The sequence below is a fragment of the Microcoleus sp. AT3-D2 genome (genome assembly GCF_036705715.1).
Lineage (GTDB): Bacteria > Cyanobacteriota > Cyanobacteriia > Cyanobacteriales > Microcoleaceae > Microcoleus.
Window position 1 is genome coordinate 43438 of sequence record NZ_JAUBVE010000025.1, and the last position, 15508, is coordinate 58945.

Annotated in this window: 15 protein-coding genes; 6 read left to right on the forward strand and 9 right to left on the reverse strand. The window is 45.8% G+C overall.

Annotated elements, in window-relative coordinates; translation table 11 throughout:
• Positions 1–243: 243 nt before the first annotated feature.
• On the reverse strand, positions 244–636 hold the full coding sequence (locus QUB44_RS13555) for a DUF2358 domain-containing protein (protein WP_333368024.1): 393 nt from the start codon (positions 634–636) through the stop codon (positions 244–246).
• 304 nt (positions 637–940) lie between these two features.
• Here QUB44_RS13555 and QUB44_RS13560 point away from each other — a divergent pair, with 304 nt between their 5' ends.
• Entirely contained in the window at positions 941–1555 is a 615-nt protein-coding gene (locus QUB44_RS13560; RefSeq protein WP_333368027.1) for a glutathione S-transferase N-terminal domain-containing protein, read from the forward strand.
• A 20-nt stretch (positions 1556–1575) separates the two neighbouring features.
• Here the strand turns inward: QUB44_RS13560 and QUB44_RS13565 are convergent, their stop codons facing one another.
• From QUB44_RS13565 to ahcY, 4 genes are all read right to left on the reverse strand, one after another.
• On the reverse strand, positions 1576–2883 hold the full coding sequence (locus tag QUB44_RS13565; RefSeq protein WP_333368030.1) for a glycosyltransferase family 4 protein: 1308 nt from the start codon (positions 2881–2883) through the stop codon (positions 1576–1578).
• A gap of 283 nt (positions 2884–3166) precedes the next feature.
• Entirely contained in the window at positions 3167–4591 is a 1425-nt protein-coding gene (locus tag QUB44_RS13570; protein ID WP_333368032.1) for an NADP-dependent isocitrate dehydrogenase, read from the reverse strand.
• Positions 4592–4757: 166 nt separating this feature from the next.
• Positions 4758–5363, reverse strand: coding sequence for a DedA family protein (locus tag QUB44_RS13575; protein WP_333368035.1), 606 nt, complete (start codon positions 5361–5363; stop codon positions 4758–4760).
• 167 nt (positions 5364–5530) lie between these two features.
• A complete protein-coding gene (ahcY, locus tag QUB44_RS13580; protein WP_333047387.1) occupies positions 5531–6808 on the reverse strand; it encodes an adenosylhomocysteinase in 1278 nt (425 codons plus the stop codon).
• 145 nt (positions 6809–6953) lie between these two features.
• Between ahcY and QUB44_RS13585 the strand changes: the two genes are divergently transcribed.
• Together QUB44_RS13585 and QUB44_RS13590 are read left to right on the forward strand one after the other, a co-directional pair.
• On the forward strand, positions 6954–7457 hold the full coding sequence (locus QUB44_RS13585; protein WP_333368038.1) for a mechanosensitive ion channel domain-containing protein: 504 nt from the start codon (positions 6954–6956) through the stop codon (positions 7455–7457).
• Between the two features lie 90 nt (positions 7458–7547).
• On the forward strand, positions 7548–7766 hold the full coding sequence (locus tag QUB44_RS13590; protein WP_333368041.1) for a hypothetical protein: 219 nt from the start codon (positions 7548–7550) through the stop codon (positions 7764–7766).
• Between the two features lie 443 nt (positions 7767–8209).
• Here the strand turns inward: QUB44_RS13590 and QUB44_RS13595 are convergent, their stop codons facing one another.
• Both QUB44_RS13595 and QUB44_RS13600 read right to left on the reverse strand, forming a co-directional pair.
• Positions 8210–8902, reverse strand: coding sequence for a PEP-CTERM sorting domain-containing protein (locus QUB44_RS13595; RefSeq protein WP_333368044.1), 693 nt, complete (start codon positions 8900–8902; stop codon positions 8210–8212).
• A gap of 626 nt (positions 8903–9528) precedes the next feature.
• The gene (locus QUB44_RS13600; protein WP_333368047.1) at positions 9529–10128 is read right to left on the reverse strand and encodes a sulfite oxidase-like oxidoreductase; all 600 of its coding nucleotides are present in this window, start codon (positions 10126–10128) and stop codon (positions 9529–9531) included.
• 310 nt (positions 10129–10438) lie between these two features.
• Here QUB44_RS13600 and QUB44_RS13605 point away from each other — a divergent pair, with 310 nt between their 5' ends.
• The gene (locus QUB44_RS13605) at positions 10439–10672 is read left to right on the forward strand and encodes a hypothetical protein (RefSeq protein ID WP_333368050.1); all 234 of its coding nucleotides are present in this window, start codon (positions 10439–10441) and stop codon (positions 10670–10672) included.
• 340 nt (positions 10673–11012) lie between these two features.
• On the opposite strand, the gene QUB44_RS13610 is transcribed toward QUB44_RS13605, so the two are convergent.
• Both QUB44_RS13610 and QUB44_RS13615 read right to left on the reverse strand, forming a co-directional pair.
• Entirely contained in the window at positions 11013–11708 is a 696-nt protein-coding gene (locus QUB44_RS13610) for a TrkA family potassium uptake protein (protein ID WP_333368053.1), read from the reverse strand.
• A 139-nt stretch (positions 11709–11847) separates the two neighbouring features.
• Positions 11848–13182, reverse strand: a complete 1335-nt coding sequence (locus QUB44_RS13615) for a TrkH family potassium uptake protein (RefSeq protein ID WP_333368056.1) — start codon at positions 13180–13182, stop codon at positions 11848–11850.
• Positions 13183–13410: 228 nt separating this feature from the next.
• Here QUB44_RS13615 and QUB44_RS13620 point away from each other — a divergent pair, with 228 nt between their 5' ends.
• Entirely contained in the window at positions 13411–14364 is a 954-nt protein-coding gene (locus tag QUB44_RS13620) for a methyltransferase domain-containing protein (protein WP_333368059.1), read from the forward strand.
• A gap of 36 nt (positions 14365–14400) precedes the next feature.
• Positions 14401–15459, forward strand: coding sequence for a homogentisate phytyltransferase (locus QUB44_RS13625; RefSeq protein ID WP_333368062.1), 1059 nt, complete (start codon positions 14401–14403; stop codon positions 15457–15459).
• Positions 15460–15508 lie beyond the last annotated feature (49 nt).

Below are 15508 nucleotides of genomic sequence, written 5' to 3' on the forward strand. Positions count from 1 at the left end.
AGATTAATTTAGTGGGGGAATTAATTTTGGCGACAAGCAGCCGCTGAACCCAGCACATTTCCCGTGTTCCAGGAAATTGCTGCCATTTCAAGATTAGTTCAAATTACTTATCTCAGATATCAATTGCAACAAATAAAAATCCATCAGCGTTCATCTGTGTTGATCTGCTAACATCTGCGGTTAAAAAAGGGATCTCGCTCTTGAAACACTATTTTTTATTGCTAAAAAACCTAATAAAATTTCTCAAACATTAGTTTTCAGAGGAAATACAAGCTGTTTGATCACATCCAACCGCGAACAGTCCCAATAATCGATGTGAGAAACAATTAAACCGTCGCTGTTGATTTTGAGTTCGCTCCTACCGGCGATCGCCATTTTCGGTTTCCAAGGTAGCGGTGCGATCCAGCTCAGAGTCCAGCGAGTGTCTATAGTATCTCCCGATCGCGAAATCCCGTGCAAATCGAGATTTACATCCTGAAAAAAAGTCCCCATAAACCCGATCATTTTGCGGTAGCGATCGACTCCTGTAAATCGATTCACCGGATCTTTAAAATAAACATCTTTTGCATAGATGCTGTAAGTCTGATTATCGGGAAATCTTTGATAATCTTCTTTGAGAATTTCAAGAATGTCCATTTCGAGCGATCGTTATTCTTCTATAGCAATCCTAAATGATTATACTCGTTACCAGGCAGAGCCTGGTAACGCATATCCGGAGGCTCTGCCTCCATTGTCGCAGCCGAGGCAGAGCCTCGCTTACATCGGTTCCCAGGCAGAGCTTGGGAACCAGTTAAGCAGTTATTGAAACTGATTTAGGATTGCTATATTATTAGAATAGAATTTTAACACAATAGATCAAAAATCCGCACTTCTCGTCCAAATTGTGATATTATATCGGGTTATTTCCTGCCTTGCAAACTTTCAACTTAACATCACAACTATGATTGACCTCTACACTTTTACCACCCCGAACGGTCGCAAAGTCTCGATCATGCTCGAAGAAATAGGTTTACCCTACAACCTGCACGTCATCGACATCACAAAAAACGACCAATTTAGCCCAGAATTCATTGCAATCAACCCCAACAGCAAAATTCCGGCGATAGTCGATCGAGATAACGGCATCACCGTCTTCGAGTCTGGCGCTATTCTGATGTATCTTGCCGAAAAAAGCGGCAGATTTCTGCCCACAGACAAACAAAAATACTTTCAAGTTATAGAGTGGCTGATGTTTCAAATGGCCAGCGTCGGCCCGATGTTTGGTCAGCTAAACCACTTCAAACGCTTTGCACCCGAACAAATTCCCTATGCAATTGGGCGTTACGAAAAAGAAACCTTGCGCCTCTACGGAGTATTAGACACTCAACTAGCAAAATATGAATACATTTGCGGCGACTATTCGATCGCCGACATTGCTACCTATCCGTGGGTTGCTATTTACGAATTTCAAGGATTAACCCTCGACAACCACCCCCACCTCAAACGTTGGGTAGAAACCGTGCAAAAGCGTCCCGCCGTTGAGCGCGGCATGGCAGTTGGCGGAAGTCCTAACTGAGAATTAAACTTGACGAGCCGTCACAAGGTATTTGACTGTAGCTCAAAATCCGGTTTGACACTGCCATGACTTGCTAACCATTGATAAACTTGCAGCATCTGCTGAGCTTTAACATCCCAGGAATAGTGATTCATGGCGTAATTGTGGGCTGCAATGCCCATGCGTGCAATACGAGCGCGATCGGCGACAAGCTGTTCGAGTTCTGCGGTAAAATTTTTTACCAGTGTGTCAAAATTATCCATAGGAACTTTAATCCCCCGATCGGGCTCTACCAGCGCACCGGGTCCGCCGTAGTCAACTACAACACAAGCCATACCGCAGGCCATCGCTTCAACCACAACGCCAGCCCCCAGTTCGCGAATCGAGGGAAAAGCAAAGATCTCTGCTTGGCGCATTAATTCTCCCACTTCAGCTTGGGTTTTTTGACCTAAAAGTTTAACGCAGTTGCCTAAATTGTGTTCTGCGATGAATTGTTCTAGTCTAGGACGTTCGGGTCCGTCCCCAACGATCGCTAATTTATGCTGCTGCAAAATCGAACTGTTAGCGAAAGCACGAATGACAACTTCTGGCAATTTATAGGGAACAAGCCTCCCGGCAAACAGTACCGTCACTTGTTCGCTGCTAGAGCGTTCTGGCAGCTTAAACAATTCGGGATCGATGCCAACTTCGGCATAATTAATTGTCCTCGATCTCGCTGAGACTGGCAAATCTACGATCGTGTGATCGAATGCCGCCAGAATTCCTGCTGAACGTTCATAAGTAGAGCGGTAAAAAGGCATTAACCTGTAAGCATTTCGCACATAGCTCAACCACTCGCGTTCCCGCTTCAACTCAGTTGTGAAAGCTTTCGGCCAAGGCAGCCCGCCGTTGAGAGGCCCTAGCAAAAAAGGAATAGGACTCCAAGCTGCCATAGGACTTGGCTGCGTGGGCGACATCGGGGTAATCCGGTGAACGACATCGAAATGCCCGCTTTGCAACTCTTGCTTGTAGCGCTGCCATACTTCCCACTCAAAGGCGAGATAGCTGAAATAACCCAGCGCTGTCCTAATAGTCCAGGATTTTTCTGAGCCACCGGTTAGTAAATTAGCTAGATTTTGAATGGGAGCAGCAACATTTTCTGTATCTAGATAAACGACTTTAGCCTTACCCATCCCGACTTTATCGATATTTTGTTTATTCCGAATTTGAGTAACAACCGTAGCATCAACATAATGGCTGATTGCACGCGCAAATTTATATCCAACCACCGGTAAGGAAGGCCACTCAGGATTGCAAACATCCGCCAGAATCAAAACCCGCATCGTATCAGTTTTCTCTTTGTTTTTCATAAAAACTCCAGTATCTGTACAATTTGTCATAATAATTATTCGCGAGATTGGTTTAGGAGAACTTCCCTGCGCTTACCCCCTTGCTTGCCTACCCTAACTAATTATTCGCTAATGAGTGAGAATTGCTATGGGACTCAAGAACTTTATAACACCGCTATCCCTGTTTTGGCAAGTGTACCAATACATAGAAGATCGCGGTGTTGTTTAAAAGCTACTGCTGATTCAGGATTGGAATGATTTTCTGACCTGCTTTCAGCACTCAATTGTTGGCGCACCGAGGAACTCAATCGGCGAAATGCTTAATAATCGCCTCAGCAAACTCCGAACACTTCAACTCAGGCACCGGCGGCTCCATCAACCTCGCCAAATCATAAGTAACTTCACCGTTAGAAATTGCCGCTCCCAAACCCTTCTTAATCAAGTCTGCTGCTTCCTGCCATCCCATGTATTCTAACATCATCACCCCGGACAAAATCAGAGAACCGGGATTGACTTTATCCAAACCAGCGTGTTTCGGTGCAGTGCCGTGAGTCGCCTCAAAAACTGCACATTCATCACCAATATTCGCGCCTGGGCCCATGCCCAATCCACCCACAATGGCGGCGGCCGCATCGGACAAATAATCCCCGTTCAGATTCATTGTCGCCAAAATCGAATACTCGGCCGGTCGGGTTTGAATTTGTTGGAAAATACTGTCAGCAATTCGGTCGTTGACCATAATTTTTTCTTTCCACTGGCCACTGCCGTGACTGTCCCAAATTGCAAACAGAACGTCGGCTACTTCTTGACGAATTTTGGCTTGTTTTTCTGGCGTCAAAGCATCGTATCCAGGGTCTATTTGGCGAGCATTATCTTCTAAGCTAATGTCGGGATTTTTTTCTTTGTTGCCCAGAATCCAAGACTCTCTTTCAGTTACGCACTGTTGGCGAAATTCGGTGGTTGCTAATTCATAACCCCAATCTCGGAAAGCTCCTTCAGTATATTTCATGATGTTGCCTTTGTGCACCAAAGTCACTTGCTGCTTATCTTTAGGCAACCGTAAAGCGTGGGTAATGGCGCGCCGTACTAAACGCTGAGAACCTGTTTTGCTAATGGGTTTAATTCCGATTCCAGAATCGAGGCGAATTTGTTTTTTGCCATGTTCTGGTGTTGCAGGAATTAACTCATTATTGAGGAATTCAATCAATTTTTTGCCGATTTCGCTGCCTTTAGCCCATTCAATTCCGAGGTAAATATCTTCTGTATTTTCCCGGTAAATAATTACATCTAGGAGTTCAGGAGTTTTGTGTAGCGATGGTGTTCCAGCATAATATTTGCAGGGTCGCACGCAGGCGTAAAGGTCAAAGATTTGCCGCAAAGCTACGTTTAGCGATCGAATTCCGCCGCCTATGGGCGTTGTCAGTGGCCCTTTGATGGCGACTCCGTATTCTTTGATGGCGTCTAAGGAATCCTGGGGCAGATATTGGTAAGTACCGTAGACATCGCAGGCTTCGTCGCCTACATAGATTTTAAACCAGTTGATTTTTCGATCGCCACCGTAAGCCTTTTGTACCGCAGCATCCATGACTCTCTGGGATGCAGGCCACAAGTCAACGCCGGTACCGTCGCCGCGAATGAAGGGAATAATTGGGTCATTGGGGACGATCGGCAAACCGTCTTTGAAAGTAATTTTAGAACCTGTTGTCGGGGCTACAATCTTTTCGTACATATCTTAACAGTGCGGATAGGAATGTTCCCTATTTTGCCACGATTATCTGCCTAAACTTCAATCCCTCCTAAATATTTCTATGAATTTTTGATAAATTGATTTTTAACCGCCGATAATAGCAGATAAACGCAGATGTTTTTGGGGATGTCTGCATTTATCTAAAATTTTATTCTTTTTGCATATTCTTCTTCACAATCCACAAAATACACCAGATGACTATAATCACCACAACTATTTTGGAAACCGGGCCGAGATAATCCTCTACAAGTGTATAATTTTCCCCTAGTTTATATCCGGCAAAAGTCAGGAAACTTACCCATAAAAGAGTGCCGCCTGTTGAGTAGATTAAAAAAGGAATTAAAGGCATATTATTGATGCCAGCCGGAAGGGAAATTAGGGTGCGAACTCCCGGTACGAGGCGACACAAAAACACGGCTTTGTTGCCGTGTCTGTTAAACCATCTATTTGCTTTGTCAATATCGGCGCCCGATACAGCGATCCACTTGCCGTATTTGTCGGCTAAACTGCTCAAGCGTTCTTCGCTCAATAATTTACCAGCATAGTACCAGGGAAGCGCCCCCAGAACTGTACCGATTACTCCTGCTGCGATCGCCGGTACTAACTGTATATCATCACCCTTTGATGCCGTGAATCCTGCCAGCGGCATAATCAATTCTGAGGGTATGGGCGGGAAAAGATTTTCTAAAAACATCAACAGGCCAATTCCGAAATAGCCCATCGACTGCATTGTGTTAGTTATCCATTCAACCATTTTGATTTAATAATTTGGTAAGAAGAAGTCAGTAGTCATTAGTCATCGCTCGTTCCCAGGCACAGCCGGGGAACAAATATCTAGAGGCTCTGCCTCGACTCCCCATGAGGGAGGCAGAGCCTCCTTGTATTCATTCCCCGGCACAGCGTGGGAACCATAAACGATGATTAAGTGCCCGAAGTCCAAGAGTTTGTGTACTCAATTTGCTCGGCAGTCAAGGTATCAATGTGAATACCCATTGCTTCCAATTTGAGACGGGCAATTTCTTTGTCAACTTCCACGGGAATTGAGTGAATACCAGGCTCTAGTTTGCCTTTGTTCGTAACTAGATATTCGCAGGCTAAAGCTTGGTTAGCAAAGCTCATATCCATCACGGCGCTGGGGTGTCCTTCGGCGGCTGCCAAGTTGATCAAACGACCTTCGCCCAACACAATAATCGACTTGCCATTATTGAGGTGATATTCTTGAGTGAAAGACCGGACTGTTTTCACGTCAGTGCTTTTTGCGCCGAGGGATTTGAGGTCAATTTCAATGTCGAAGTGACCGGAATTGCAAACAATTGCGCCGTCTTTCATTGTCTCGAAATGTTCGGCACGAATGACGTGTTTGTTGCCGGTAACGGTAATGAATATATCTCCGACTGTTGCGGCTTCGTCCATCGGCATGACGCGGAAACCGTCCATCACTGCTTCGATCGCCCGAATCGGATCAATTTCGGTGACAATTACGTTAGCACCCATACCACGGGCGCGCAGTGCCGTACCTTTGCCGCACCAACCGTAACCTGCAACCACAATATTTTTACCGGCTAACAAAATATTGGTAGCGCGGATAATGCCGTCTAGGGTAGATTGACCGGTGCCGTAGCGGTTGTCAAAGAAGTGCTTGGTGTCGGCGTCGTTGACGTTCATTGCGGGGAAAGTCAGCACACCGTCTTTCAACATTGCCCGCAGGCGCACGATGCCTGTGGTAGTTTCTTCGGTAGTTCCGATCAAGTCGGAAATTTGGTTCGGGCGGTGCTGGATTAGGGCAGCTACCACGTCGCTGCCGTCGTCGATGATAATATTGGGGCGGTGGTCTAGGGCTGTGTAGACGTGACGTTCGTAGGTAGCCGCGTCTTCTCCTTTGAGGGCGAAGACGGAAATGCCGTAGTCTTCAACTAAACAAGCCGCTACGTCATCTTGAGTGCTCAAGGGGTTGCTGGCGATCAGTACGGCGTCGCCACCGCCGAGTTTGATGGCGATTGCCAAATGAGCGGTTTCTGTGGTTACGTGGCAGCAAGCAGCCAAGCGAATGCCAGCGAAAGGCTTTTCTTTAGCGAAGCGTTCTTGAATTTGCCGCAAAACGGGCATTTCCCGGCCGGCCCACTCGATGCGTTGCTTTCCCAAGGGGGCGAGGGACAAGTCTTTGACTTCGTGTTTAATCTTGACGGATGTAGCAACCATGTATGTTATTTCTGAGAAATCATCAAACTTTGTTAGTTTTAGCAGATTAACCCATCGGCGGGCAAGTGCTGTGATTTTACTTGATCGGGGGCGGCGAGGCTAATCTTAAATTTTGATTGTGTTTTAATGATTAGCGAGCTAGTCGATGGAGTCACCTGCACAGCCAGAGTCAAACATTCCTGTCCGGCGATCGATCTCAATCTTTTGTGTTAGCGTGGCATTCTTCAATTATTTGACCGAAAGCATCCAGGATACAAGCCCCCGAATTTATCCGTGGGGTCAAGGCTTCAATCGAAAATCGAAAATCGAAAATCGAAAATCGATTGACACTCTCACTTGGGCTGCTGGCAGTTTGAGCGCCTGCGTAATTGCGTTCCCAGCTTGGCGGCCTGCAGATATGATCAGTTGGTTAGGACTTTGTTCAGTAGGGATTTGTTTCGCGTTCCAAGACATCTTCAAATACTTTTTAGCGGAAATATTGTTGCTGTTGCACGAATCGTTTCAATGGGGCGATCGGATAATTGTAGAAGGCTTTGAAGGTACTGTTGAAAAGATTTTGCGGCGTTCAACTCAAATTATTATTGATCGGGGAGAACGAGTTATCATGCCGAAGGCGATCGTATTTACCAATTCAGTGCGGGCAAGCTAATCCGCATTTAAATTGCATAGTCAAATAAATTTTTACTTTTGTGGGGAGTAGGGATTGGGCAGGATAATCCGCCCTCAATATACAATTTAAATGCACAACAGCTTACTAATAAGCCTGCTCCAGAGGCGAACTAACTTGCCTTTAAATTTAGCCTATGATGTTGATACTTCAGGCTTTAAGGATGGTTCTTTGCATCTTATTGTCGGGTATTGGACGCTGCGCGAACAAGCACAGGTGCGACGGACAAACACCAGGGTTGTACTGGCGATTAAAGTAGCGTGCATCCGGGCGGATATTAAAATTCCTTAACCGGTACTGGTGACTTTGTACGATCGAACAATTTACCGTGAGTTTTGAATTTTGAGTTGGGAGAGCGAGAGAGTGGGAGAGTGGGAGAGTGGGAACAATCCTTTTGCTTCACGCTTGACTTCTTCCCTCAACACCCATCCGTTAAATCCATTAAATCCCTTACACTGGGCGTTGCCGAACTTCACCCTGATATCAAATCCGCGCTTCATCGTCGGGCGTAAAATCGAGTCAACATCCAACACTCAACCATCATTCAGTTTGGCGACCCGCCCGTCAACAGTCAACAGTCAACAATCATGAGGAGTGCAACCAGAATTGATATGACTTCTCCCTTCTGACTTTTTAAATCAAGCAAAAGGCGAGCCGATTTCTCATTAGCGCGCCTCCTAATTGAATTTTATTTTGTCAAACGTCATTGAGGAAATTGTTCCGGTTGAAAAAAATCATGAAGTCGTCTTGCTAGCGCGGCGGCGGCGTGCTGCAACCAAGCCACCCAAACCGAGAGCCAAACCAGTCATTGTCATCGGTTCGGGAACTGCTTCTGCGCTCACTGTGAAGTCTTGGAAGTCTTTGTCGTTGCTGTTACCGCGATCGTCCAAGCCAATTAGCGTGCCTCCGTTAAACAGAGAACCTGTTCCATTTGTGAATTGTCCGGCAGCTTGGAAGACGTTCGTGCTTTCTTTGTCGAGTTCGTCCCACAGTTGCGATTGCGCGCCAAACACCGCTTGCTGGCTGCCACTGTTCAAGCTTGAGCTCGAGTAGACACTGCCACCCCAGCCGCTGTCGAGTCCCAAAGTGTAAATTTGATTTGCCAGGAATGTGAATACTACTGAGCCAGGACCCGTGACTGTATTGCCCAGAGTTCCTTTCCATTCGTTTTCCCACTGGTTGTCTGAGGATTTAGTTTCCGAAAACAGGGTCTTAACTAGAGAGACCGCCGAGTTCTCCACACTGTAGATGCCCAAAGAGGATTGGTACATACCGTGAGATTCTTTGAAGCTAAACTTGATACTTGTATCTTGGCCGAATTGGATGCCGTTGGTACCAAAGGAGAAGGCTTGAGCAGGAGTTCCGGCGCCAAACAGAGCTGTGGCGGCGGCGGTAGCTGTGAGGGCGGATAAGAGTTTGGTATTCATAACCTGTTCCTTTTGTGCGATGGTCTTAATATTTTCATTATGCGATACTTTGTTTGTATTTGGTTCACTTTAGGTGAATTTTGACATATTCTTTATCAAGCCTTTACATAACCTTCACAAATGCTGTCGGTCGCATCTATCTGCGGGCGATCGCTCCCTCATAATACCCACTAAATAATTATAAATATTGTGGCTTGAAACCTTGCAGTCGCGGGCATGGGAGCGCGGGCCAGTCAAACTGATTTGGATCGGGCTTAGACTAATTTTTTATTATATTCTCAAGTCTCAATACTCAACAGGAAACACTTAAGTATAAATACGGTAATATTCGTGGGTACTGATAGTTCCAGAAGTTTTCTATTAGCCAGAAACTGGCAATATTTGTTTTTTGGGGCTTGTGTAGGGGAGTTAAAGTAGTTTATCTATCGGGTAAATTACCTACAAAATGCGATCGTTGGGTCTACGTATTTGGGTTGAATTAAATAGAGCCCGTGGCGTGAGATATCCCAAAGATGCGATCGAGGAGATGCAATTTCCGCAGATTGAAGCGGTAAAAGACCGGATTGCCTCTCAACAAAGATTGTATAGAGAAGCTCTGGGTAAGTCCTTGGTTCCCATCGCCCGCATCAAAACAAACCGCTGTAACGTTCCTCTGCCCAAGGTTCGCCCCGCTTGTGGTAGCCGTTGCGTTCCCAAAAACCGAGTTCTTCGGTTTCTGTAAACTCCAGGCCGTTAATCCATTTAGCGCTTTTCCAAGCGTACAAGTGGGGAACTACCAGCCGCATCGGGCCGCCGTGGTCTGCGGATAGAGGTTCGCCGAAGACGGTGTGGGCGAAAAAGTTTTCTTCTCGGAGGAAGTCGGCGATCGCAATGTTGGTAGTGTAGCCGCCGTAGCAGTGTTCCAGGACGTGCAGAGCTTTTGGATCGACTTCTACATACTTCATAAAATCTGTGACTTTGACTCCCGTCCACTGCACGTCGAGTTTTGACCACCGAGTGACACAGTGAAAATCCGCAGTAAAGTTACTTTGGGGCATGGCCTGGAAGTCCGACCAAGTGAAGGTTTTTGGTTCTGCCAATCCCCAGACTTTAAATTCCCAACTCTCTATGCTGACGGAGGGTGTATCGCCGTAGGTCAGGACAGGAAAGCCGTTGGCGAGGTATTGACCCGGCGGGACGCGATCGCTGTTTTCTAATTCTGGCTTGCGAAAAAATTTGCCCAGCATTGATTCACGCTCTACAGTAAATGACTGCAATCATGAGTATAACTTGCAGATATCGGCCCATCGCAATTCATCTCAAGGTATAAAACAAAAGCACTTCTGCCGAAATAAAAATCCCCAAATCATGCTTAATGCCCGCCTAATTCTGCCTTCGGAGAGAGGCGAAGCTAAAAATTCAAAAAATTTATCACCCCAGCGTATGAATTACCTAACCTTAAATTTTATCGCAATTGATGGTGCATTTCCGAATGTTTGATGTATTGTTACAATATGCTCAGATGCCATATGTAAAAAAATTGATGGGGTAAAAATCATGATCACAAGTTGCTTGATTCCGTTGACGGTATGCTTGATTGCTTGGTGGGTGACTGCCGGGACTGACAACAGAACGCTAGACGGAATTCCGGCTCCCATAGCTGCAATTATTGGAATGTGTTCGTTAATTTGGTTGGTAGCGGTGTGTCCTTGGCCTGTTGAACTCGCTCTAGTATTGGCGGTGCTGATTTTCGGCAAAGCTTATTTGCAAAAAATCTTGAAAGTCGGCTGAATTTTGAGGGCTAGCGCTCCTATGATTTGCGGGAGCGCGATGATCGAGTGCTGCTAGTTTGTTGAAATTTTTCGCGATTTGTCTGGCTAAGTTCTCAGAGGGGGTCGCAAAGGCGGAACCAACCCTAAAATTGGTGAAATTCAATTTAGATATTTCGGTTAAAAATTAGAACATAAAGATAGACAGAAAAACCCGGTTGATCTAAGATCAACCGGGTTTATGAGGGCCTGAAATTTTGACACATCCCGCACCACTTGCTGAGGACTTCGACACTCGGAACCCAAGAAACTGGGTTTATAGGTCCAGGACTTTTCCTGTAGGTGCGTAAAATGGCGAGCTGTTAAATTGGCAAGCGATTAATATCTTTATTAGAACCAATTACTACCATCACCTCGCCTTTGCTCAAGCGTTCGCTGGGCTGCGGATTGATCTCGAACTTGTCGGCACGACCGACTGCTAGCAAATTCAAACCATACCTGCGCCGGAGTTCCAATTCCGAGATGGTTTTGCCATCAAACTTTTCAGGAACTAGCAACTCAACGATGCTGTGAGCTGGGTCGAGGTCAAAGCGTTCTAAAATGCTGGGTTTTGTAAGAAGGCGGGCCAAAGAGCAGCCCATTTCTCGTTCGGGAAAAACTACATGATCTGCGCCGATTTTTTTCAACAGTTTTAAGTGAGTTTCCGAAGAAGCTTTGGCTATTACGTGACGTACCCCGCCTTCCTTAAGATTTAAGGTGGTGGTAATGCTTTCTCCTAGATAATTGCCGATTGCAACAATCACTGTTTCAAATTCAAATATACCTGCTTCCTGAAGAGCGCTAGGCTCAGTAGAATCTAACTGCAAAACGTGAGCAGCAATACGATCGTTCAAAGCTTGAGTTACTTTTTTTTCATCGGTGTCAATTCCCAGGACTTCGTAACCCAAACCGTGCAGAGTAGAACACACAGCTTTGCCGAAGCGTCCCAAACCAATAACTGCAAACTGCTTGTTGTCGGCGCGCAAAGTGCGAAAAAAATTTAAAGATGACAGGTTCACTGAATATCCAGCGCTGAGGGTCTTGCTGTTTAAATTTTAGCAGAGACAGCGCCGCCTCCTTTTGATTTTTGGGTAAGTAGTAAAAGTTGATTTGGGTTGTCACCCATTGTTTAGATTATCAGCAACGAGGCAGGATTTTTTATCCGACTAACAAACTTTCCTCAGCATACTTAAAAGGTCTGGGTTTGGGGTCGCCGACAGCGGCACTCATCAGCATCAGCACGCCAACACGACCTATGTACATTGTAGCAATCAAAACCAGCTTACCGATCACTGAAATCTTGGCTGTAATCCCTGTGGAAAGGCCGACCGTGGCAAAAGCTGAAACTGCTTCAAATAGCACTTCGATAAATTTTAGTTCGGGATTGGTCAGCTCAATTAAAATTGCAGATGTGAACGCGACCAACAGAGAACCGAAGACTACGCTAATAGTTTTCAGAATCATTGCTGGCGGGATTTGACGCTGATAGCACTCCACATCTTCCTGGCCTTCGAGAACTGCTGTAGTACAGCAAAACAATATCCTAAAAGTTGTGGTTTTGATTCCGCCGCCGGTACTGCCAGGACTGGCGCCGACAAACATCAGCGCGATGGTCAGAAATAGCCCGGCTTCGCTCATTTTGCCAATGTCAATTGTATTGAATCCCGCCGTGCGGGGAGTAACAGATTGAAACCAAGCGGCCATCACCTTTTGAGGAAAATTTAGAGATCCGAAAGTTCCTGGGTTGTCGTATTCGAGCACCAGAAAGGCTAGCGTTCCTAAAATCAAAAGCACAGCAGTTGTACTGGTAACGACTTTGAAGTTCAGGGAATAAACTGTGCAGATAAGACTTTTGTTCAAGCGATCGCGCAGCCACAGGTACATTTCCATAATTACTTGATAGCCGATTCCTCCAAATATGATTAAACCGCAAACTGTGAAGTTAACTAGAGGCGAACTAACGTAGCCTATAAAACTATCTGAGTAGAGGCTAAAACCGGCGTTGTTAAAGGCATTAATGCTGTGAAATATAGCCAACCACAGACCGTCTTTAAATCCGTATTCTGGGACGAAAACCGACATCAGCAAAAACACTCCCGTTAATTGAAACAAAACGGTTGTTGCTAGAATTGACTGCACGAGTTGCACTACGCCGGCTAGCCCGGATTTGTCGAGAGATTGTTGCAGGGCAATTTTTTCTTTCAAGCCAAAGCGGCGGCCCAATAACAGCAGCAAGATAGTCGTGGCTGTCATGTAGCCCAAGGCTCCTATTTCCACCAGTAAAAGTAGGCACAGTTGCCCCCAAAAAGAGTAATATTTTCCGATATCAACCACCGACAAGCCCGTGACGCAGACAGCGGAAGTAGAGGTAAACAGTGCTGTTATTGGATCGCTCCAAGTTCCATCAATTGTGGAAAAGGGCATCATCAGTAATAGAGCACCTACGGTGATGACGGCGAGAAAGCCCAAGCAAATGGTTCGCGAGACAGTCATTCGATTTTAGATTTTAGATTTGAGATTTTAGATTTGAGAGGGAACCACAAATCGATTTTAGATTTTAGATTTGAGGTTTTAGAGGGAACCCACAAATAGATCCTCGGGCTTCAAATAAGGACATCTCTGTCTGGCGAGTGCCTGCGGTCGATCGAACTCAATCGCCAAATTCTATGACAACATCGGGAAAATAACGGTAGAATTCCTTTAATAACTTGCGATCCGGCGATGACATCAACACTTTACCAGCAAATTCAGCAACTTTACGACGCTTCTAGCGGTTTGTGGGAGCAGGTGTGGGGCGAACATATGCACCACGGTTACTACGGCCCAGATGGCAATTTGAAAAAAGAGCGCCGACAGGCTCAGATAGATTTGATAGAAGAACTGCTGGCTTGGGCTGAAGTACCGTCAGAGAAGGCACTGTGTGAATCTTACCGCATTCTCGATGTCGGTTGCGGGATCGGCGGCAGCACGCTGTATTTGACCGAAAAGTTTAGTTTGATCGCTCAAAATAATTTAAAGTTGGATGGCGGGTTCGATCGTGATTTTAGCCGATCGCCCGAACCAAATAAAACGGGCGGTAGCGTTACAGCTACCGGGATTACTCTGAGTCCGGTACAGGCAAACAGAGCGACGGAACGCGCTAAAATTGCCGATGCTCAAAGCAATGTGAATTTTTTGGTTGCAGATGCTTTGAATATGCCTTTTCCTGATGAGTCATTCGACTTGGTTTGGTCGCTCGAAAGTGGCGAACATATGCCCGACAAAATTAAGTTTTTGCAGGAATGCTGCCGCGTACTCAAGCCGGGAGGAACTTTGATTTTGGCTACTTGGTGTCACCGCCCGGTGGGAGAAACGGCGGGAGAATTAACTGATGAAGAGAGAAAGGAATTGGCAGAAATTTACCGGGTTTATGCTTTGCCTTATGTGATTTCTTTGCCGGAATACGAGGAAATTGTCCGCAGTTTGCCTTTGACAAGTATTCGCACCGCTGATTGGTCAAAAGCTGTTGCTCCTTTTTGGGATGTGGTGATCGATTCTGCTTTGACTCCGAGCGCGATTTGGGGTTTGCTAACGAGTGGTTGGACGACTATTCAAGCAGCACTTGCTCTCGGATTGATGAGCCGTGGATATCAGAGCGGATTAATTCGTTTCGGGCTGATTTGTGCTGTAAAATAACAGGCATATATCAGAGAAGTTTTGAGTCTTGAGTTGATGAGTAAGGTGTGCATTGCACACCCTACAGAATATTATTTGTTTGGTGCGGGTGTGAGATTTATGGGCAATGATTCGATTGGCAAGTCTTGGATTGATAAAAATGCCTCGGCTCCGCAAAGCTGGGTGAGGGCATTTTGGGAGTTTTCTCGGCCGCACACAATTGTGGGCACTAGCTTGAGTGTATTGGCTTTGTACGCGATCGCCCAAAGCGCGCGGCTGTTTGTGAATCCTGTATTTGGGCCCCTAGCTTTTGCCTGGTTGGCTTGCATTTGCGGCAATATTTATATTGTGGGATTGAACCAGTTAGAAGATGTTGAAATTGATAAAATTAATAAGCCGTATTTGCCGATCGCCTCGGGAGTGTTTTCTCGGAAAACCGGGGAATTAATTGTAATTGCCACGGGCATTATAGCAATTTTAACTGCTGTTTTACAAGGCCCGTTTTTGCTTGCTACTGTTGGCGTTAGTTTGGCGATGGGGACTGCTTATTCTCTGCCCCCAATTCGGCTGAAACGGTTTCCTTTTTGGGCGGCGCTGTGCATTTTTACGGTGCGGGGCGCGATCGTAAATTTAGGGTTATTTTTGCACTTTAATTGGGTGTTGGGTTTGGGAAGGGCGAAAAGCATTCTTTCTGGCTGGAATTTGGAGAGTGTGTCTTTTGGGATTCCTGCCGAAGTTTGGGTGCTGACGGTTTTTGTTGTGGTGTTTACGTTTGCGATCGCCATTTTTAAAGATATCCCCGACATGGAAGGGGACAAGCAATATAATATTACTACGTTTACGATTGAGCTGGGCAAGCCGGCCGTCTTTAATTTATCTCGCTGGGTGTTGACGGTTTGTTATTTGGGCGCGACTTTGGCGGGAGCGATCGTATTGCCTAATGTTAATTTAGTGTTTCTGGCAGTTTCTCATTTGGCGGCTTTGGGTTTGATGTGGTTTTGGAGCGTCAAAGTTGATTTGGACGATCAAATAGAAATTGCTGCATTTTATCAATTTATCTGGAAGTTGTTTTTCTTAGAATATCTGATTTTTCCCGCAGCTTGTTTGTTGGGGTAGAAGGAAGAAGTTCGGCAACGGATTTTGTAACGGATGTAACGGATTTAAG

What these genes read in the sequence shown, in the direction of transcription:
- QUB44_RS13555 (WP_333368024.1), bottom strand. Translation starts at nt 636, where the DNA reads ATGGACATTCTTGAAATTCTCAAAGAAGATTATCAAAGATTTCCCGAT.
- QUB44_RS13560 (WP_333368027.1), top strand. Translation starts at nt 941, where the DNA reads ATGATTGACCTCTACACTTTTACCACCCCGAACGGTCGCAAAGTCTCG.
- QUB44_RS13565 (WP_333368030.1), bottom strand. Translation starts at nt 2,883, where the DNA reads ATGAAAAACAAAGAGAAAACTGATACGATGCGGGTTTTGATTCTGGCG.
- QUB44_RS13570 (WP_333368032.1), bottom strand. Translation starts at nt 4,591, where the DNA reads ATGTACGAAAAGATTGTAGCCCCGACAACAGGTTCTAAAATTACTTTC.
- QUB44_RS13575 (WP_333368035.1), bottom strand. Translation starts at nt 5,363, where the DNA reads ATGGTTGAATGGATAACTAACACAATGCAGTCGATGGGCTATTTCGGA.
- ahcY (WP_333047387.1), bottom strand. Translation starts at nt 6,808, where the DNA reads ATGGTTGCTACATCCGTCAAGATTAAACACGAAGTCAAAGACTTGTCC.
- QUB44_RS13585 (WP_333368038.1), top strand. Translation starts at nt 6,954, where the DNA reads ATGGAGTCACCTGCACAGCCAGAGTCAAACATTCCTGTCCGGCGATCG.
- QUB44_RS13590 (WP_333368041.1), top strand. Translation starts at nt 7,548, where the DNA reads ATGCACAACAGCTTACTAATAAGCCTGCTCCAGAGGCGAACTAACTTG.
- QUB44_RS13595 (WP_333368044.1), bottom strand. Translation starts at nt 8,902, where the DNA reads ATGAATACCAAACTCTTATCCGCCCTCACAGCTACCGCCGCCGCCACA.
- QUB44_RS13600 (WP_333368047.1), bottom strand. Translation starts at nt 10,128, where the DNA reads ATGCTGGGCAAATTTTTTCGCAAGCCAGAATTAGAAAACAGCGATCGC.
- QUB44_RS13605 (WP_333368050.1), top strand. Translation starts at nt 10,439, where the DNA reads ATGATCACAAGTTGCTTGATTCCGTTGACGGTATGCTTGATTGCTTGG.
- QUB44_RS13615 (WP_333368056.1), bottom strand. Translation starts at nt 13,182, where the DNA reads ATGACTGTCTCGCGAACCATTTGCTTGGGCTTTCTCGCCGTCATCACC.
- QUB44_RS13620 (WP_333368059.1), top strand. Translation starts at nt 13,411, where the DNA reads ATGACATCAACACTTTACCAGCAAATTCAGCAACTTTACGACGCTTCT.
- QUB44_RS13625 (WP_333368062.1), top strand. Translation starts at nt 14,401, where the DNA reads ATGAGTAAGGTGTGCATTGCACACCCTACAGAATATTATTTGTTTGGT.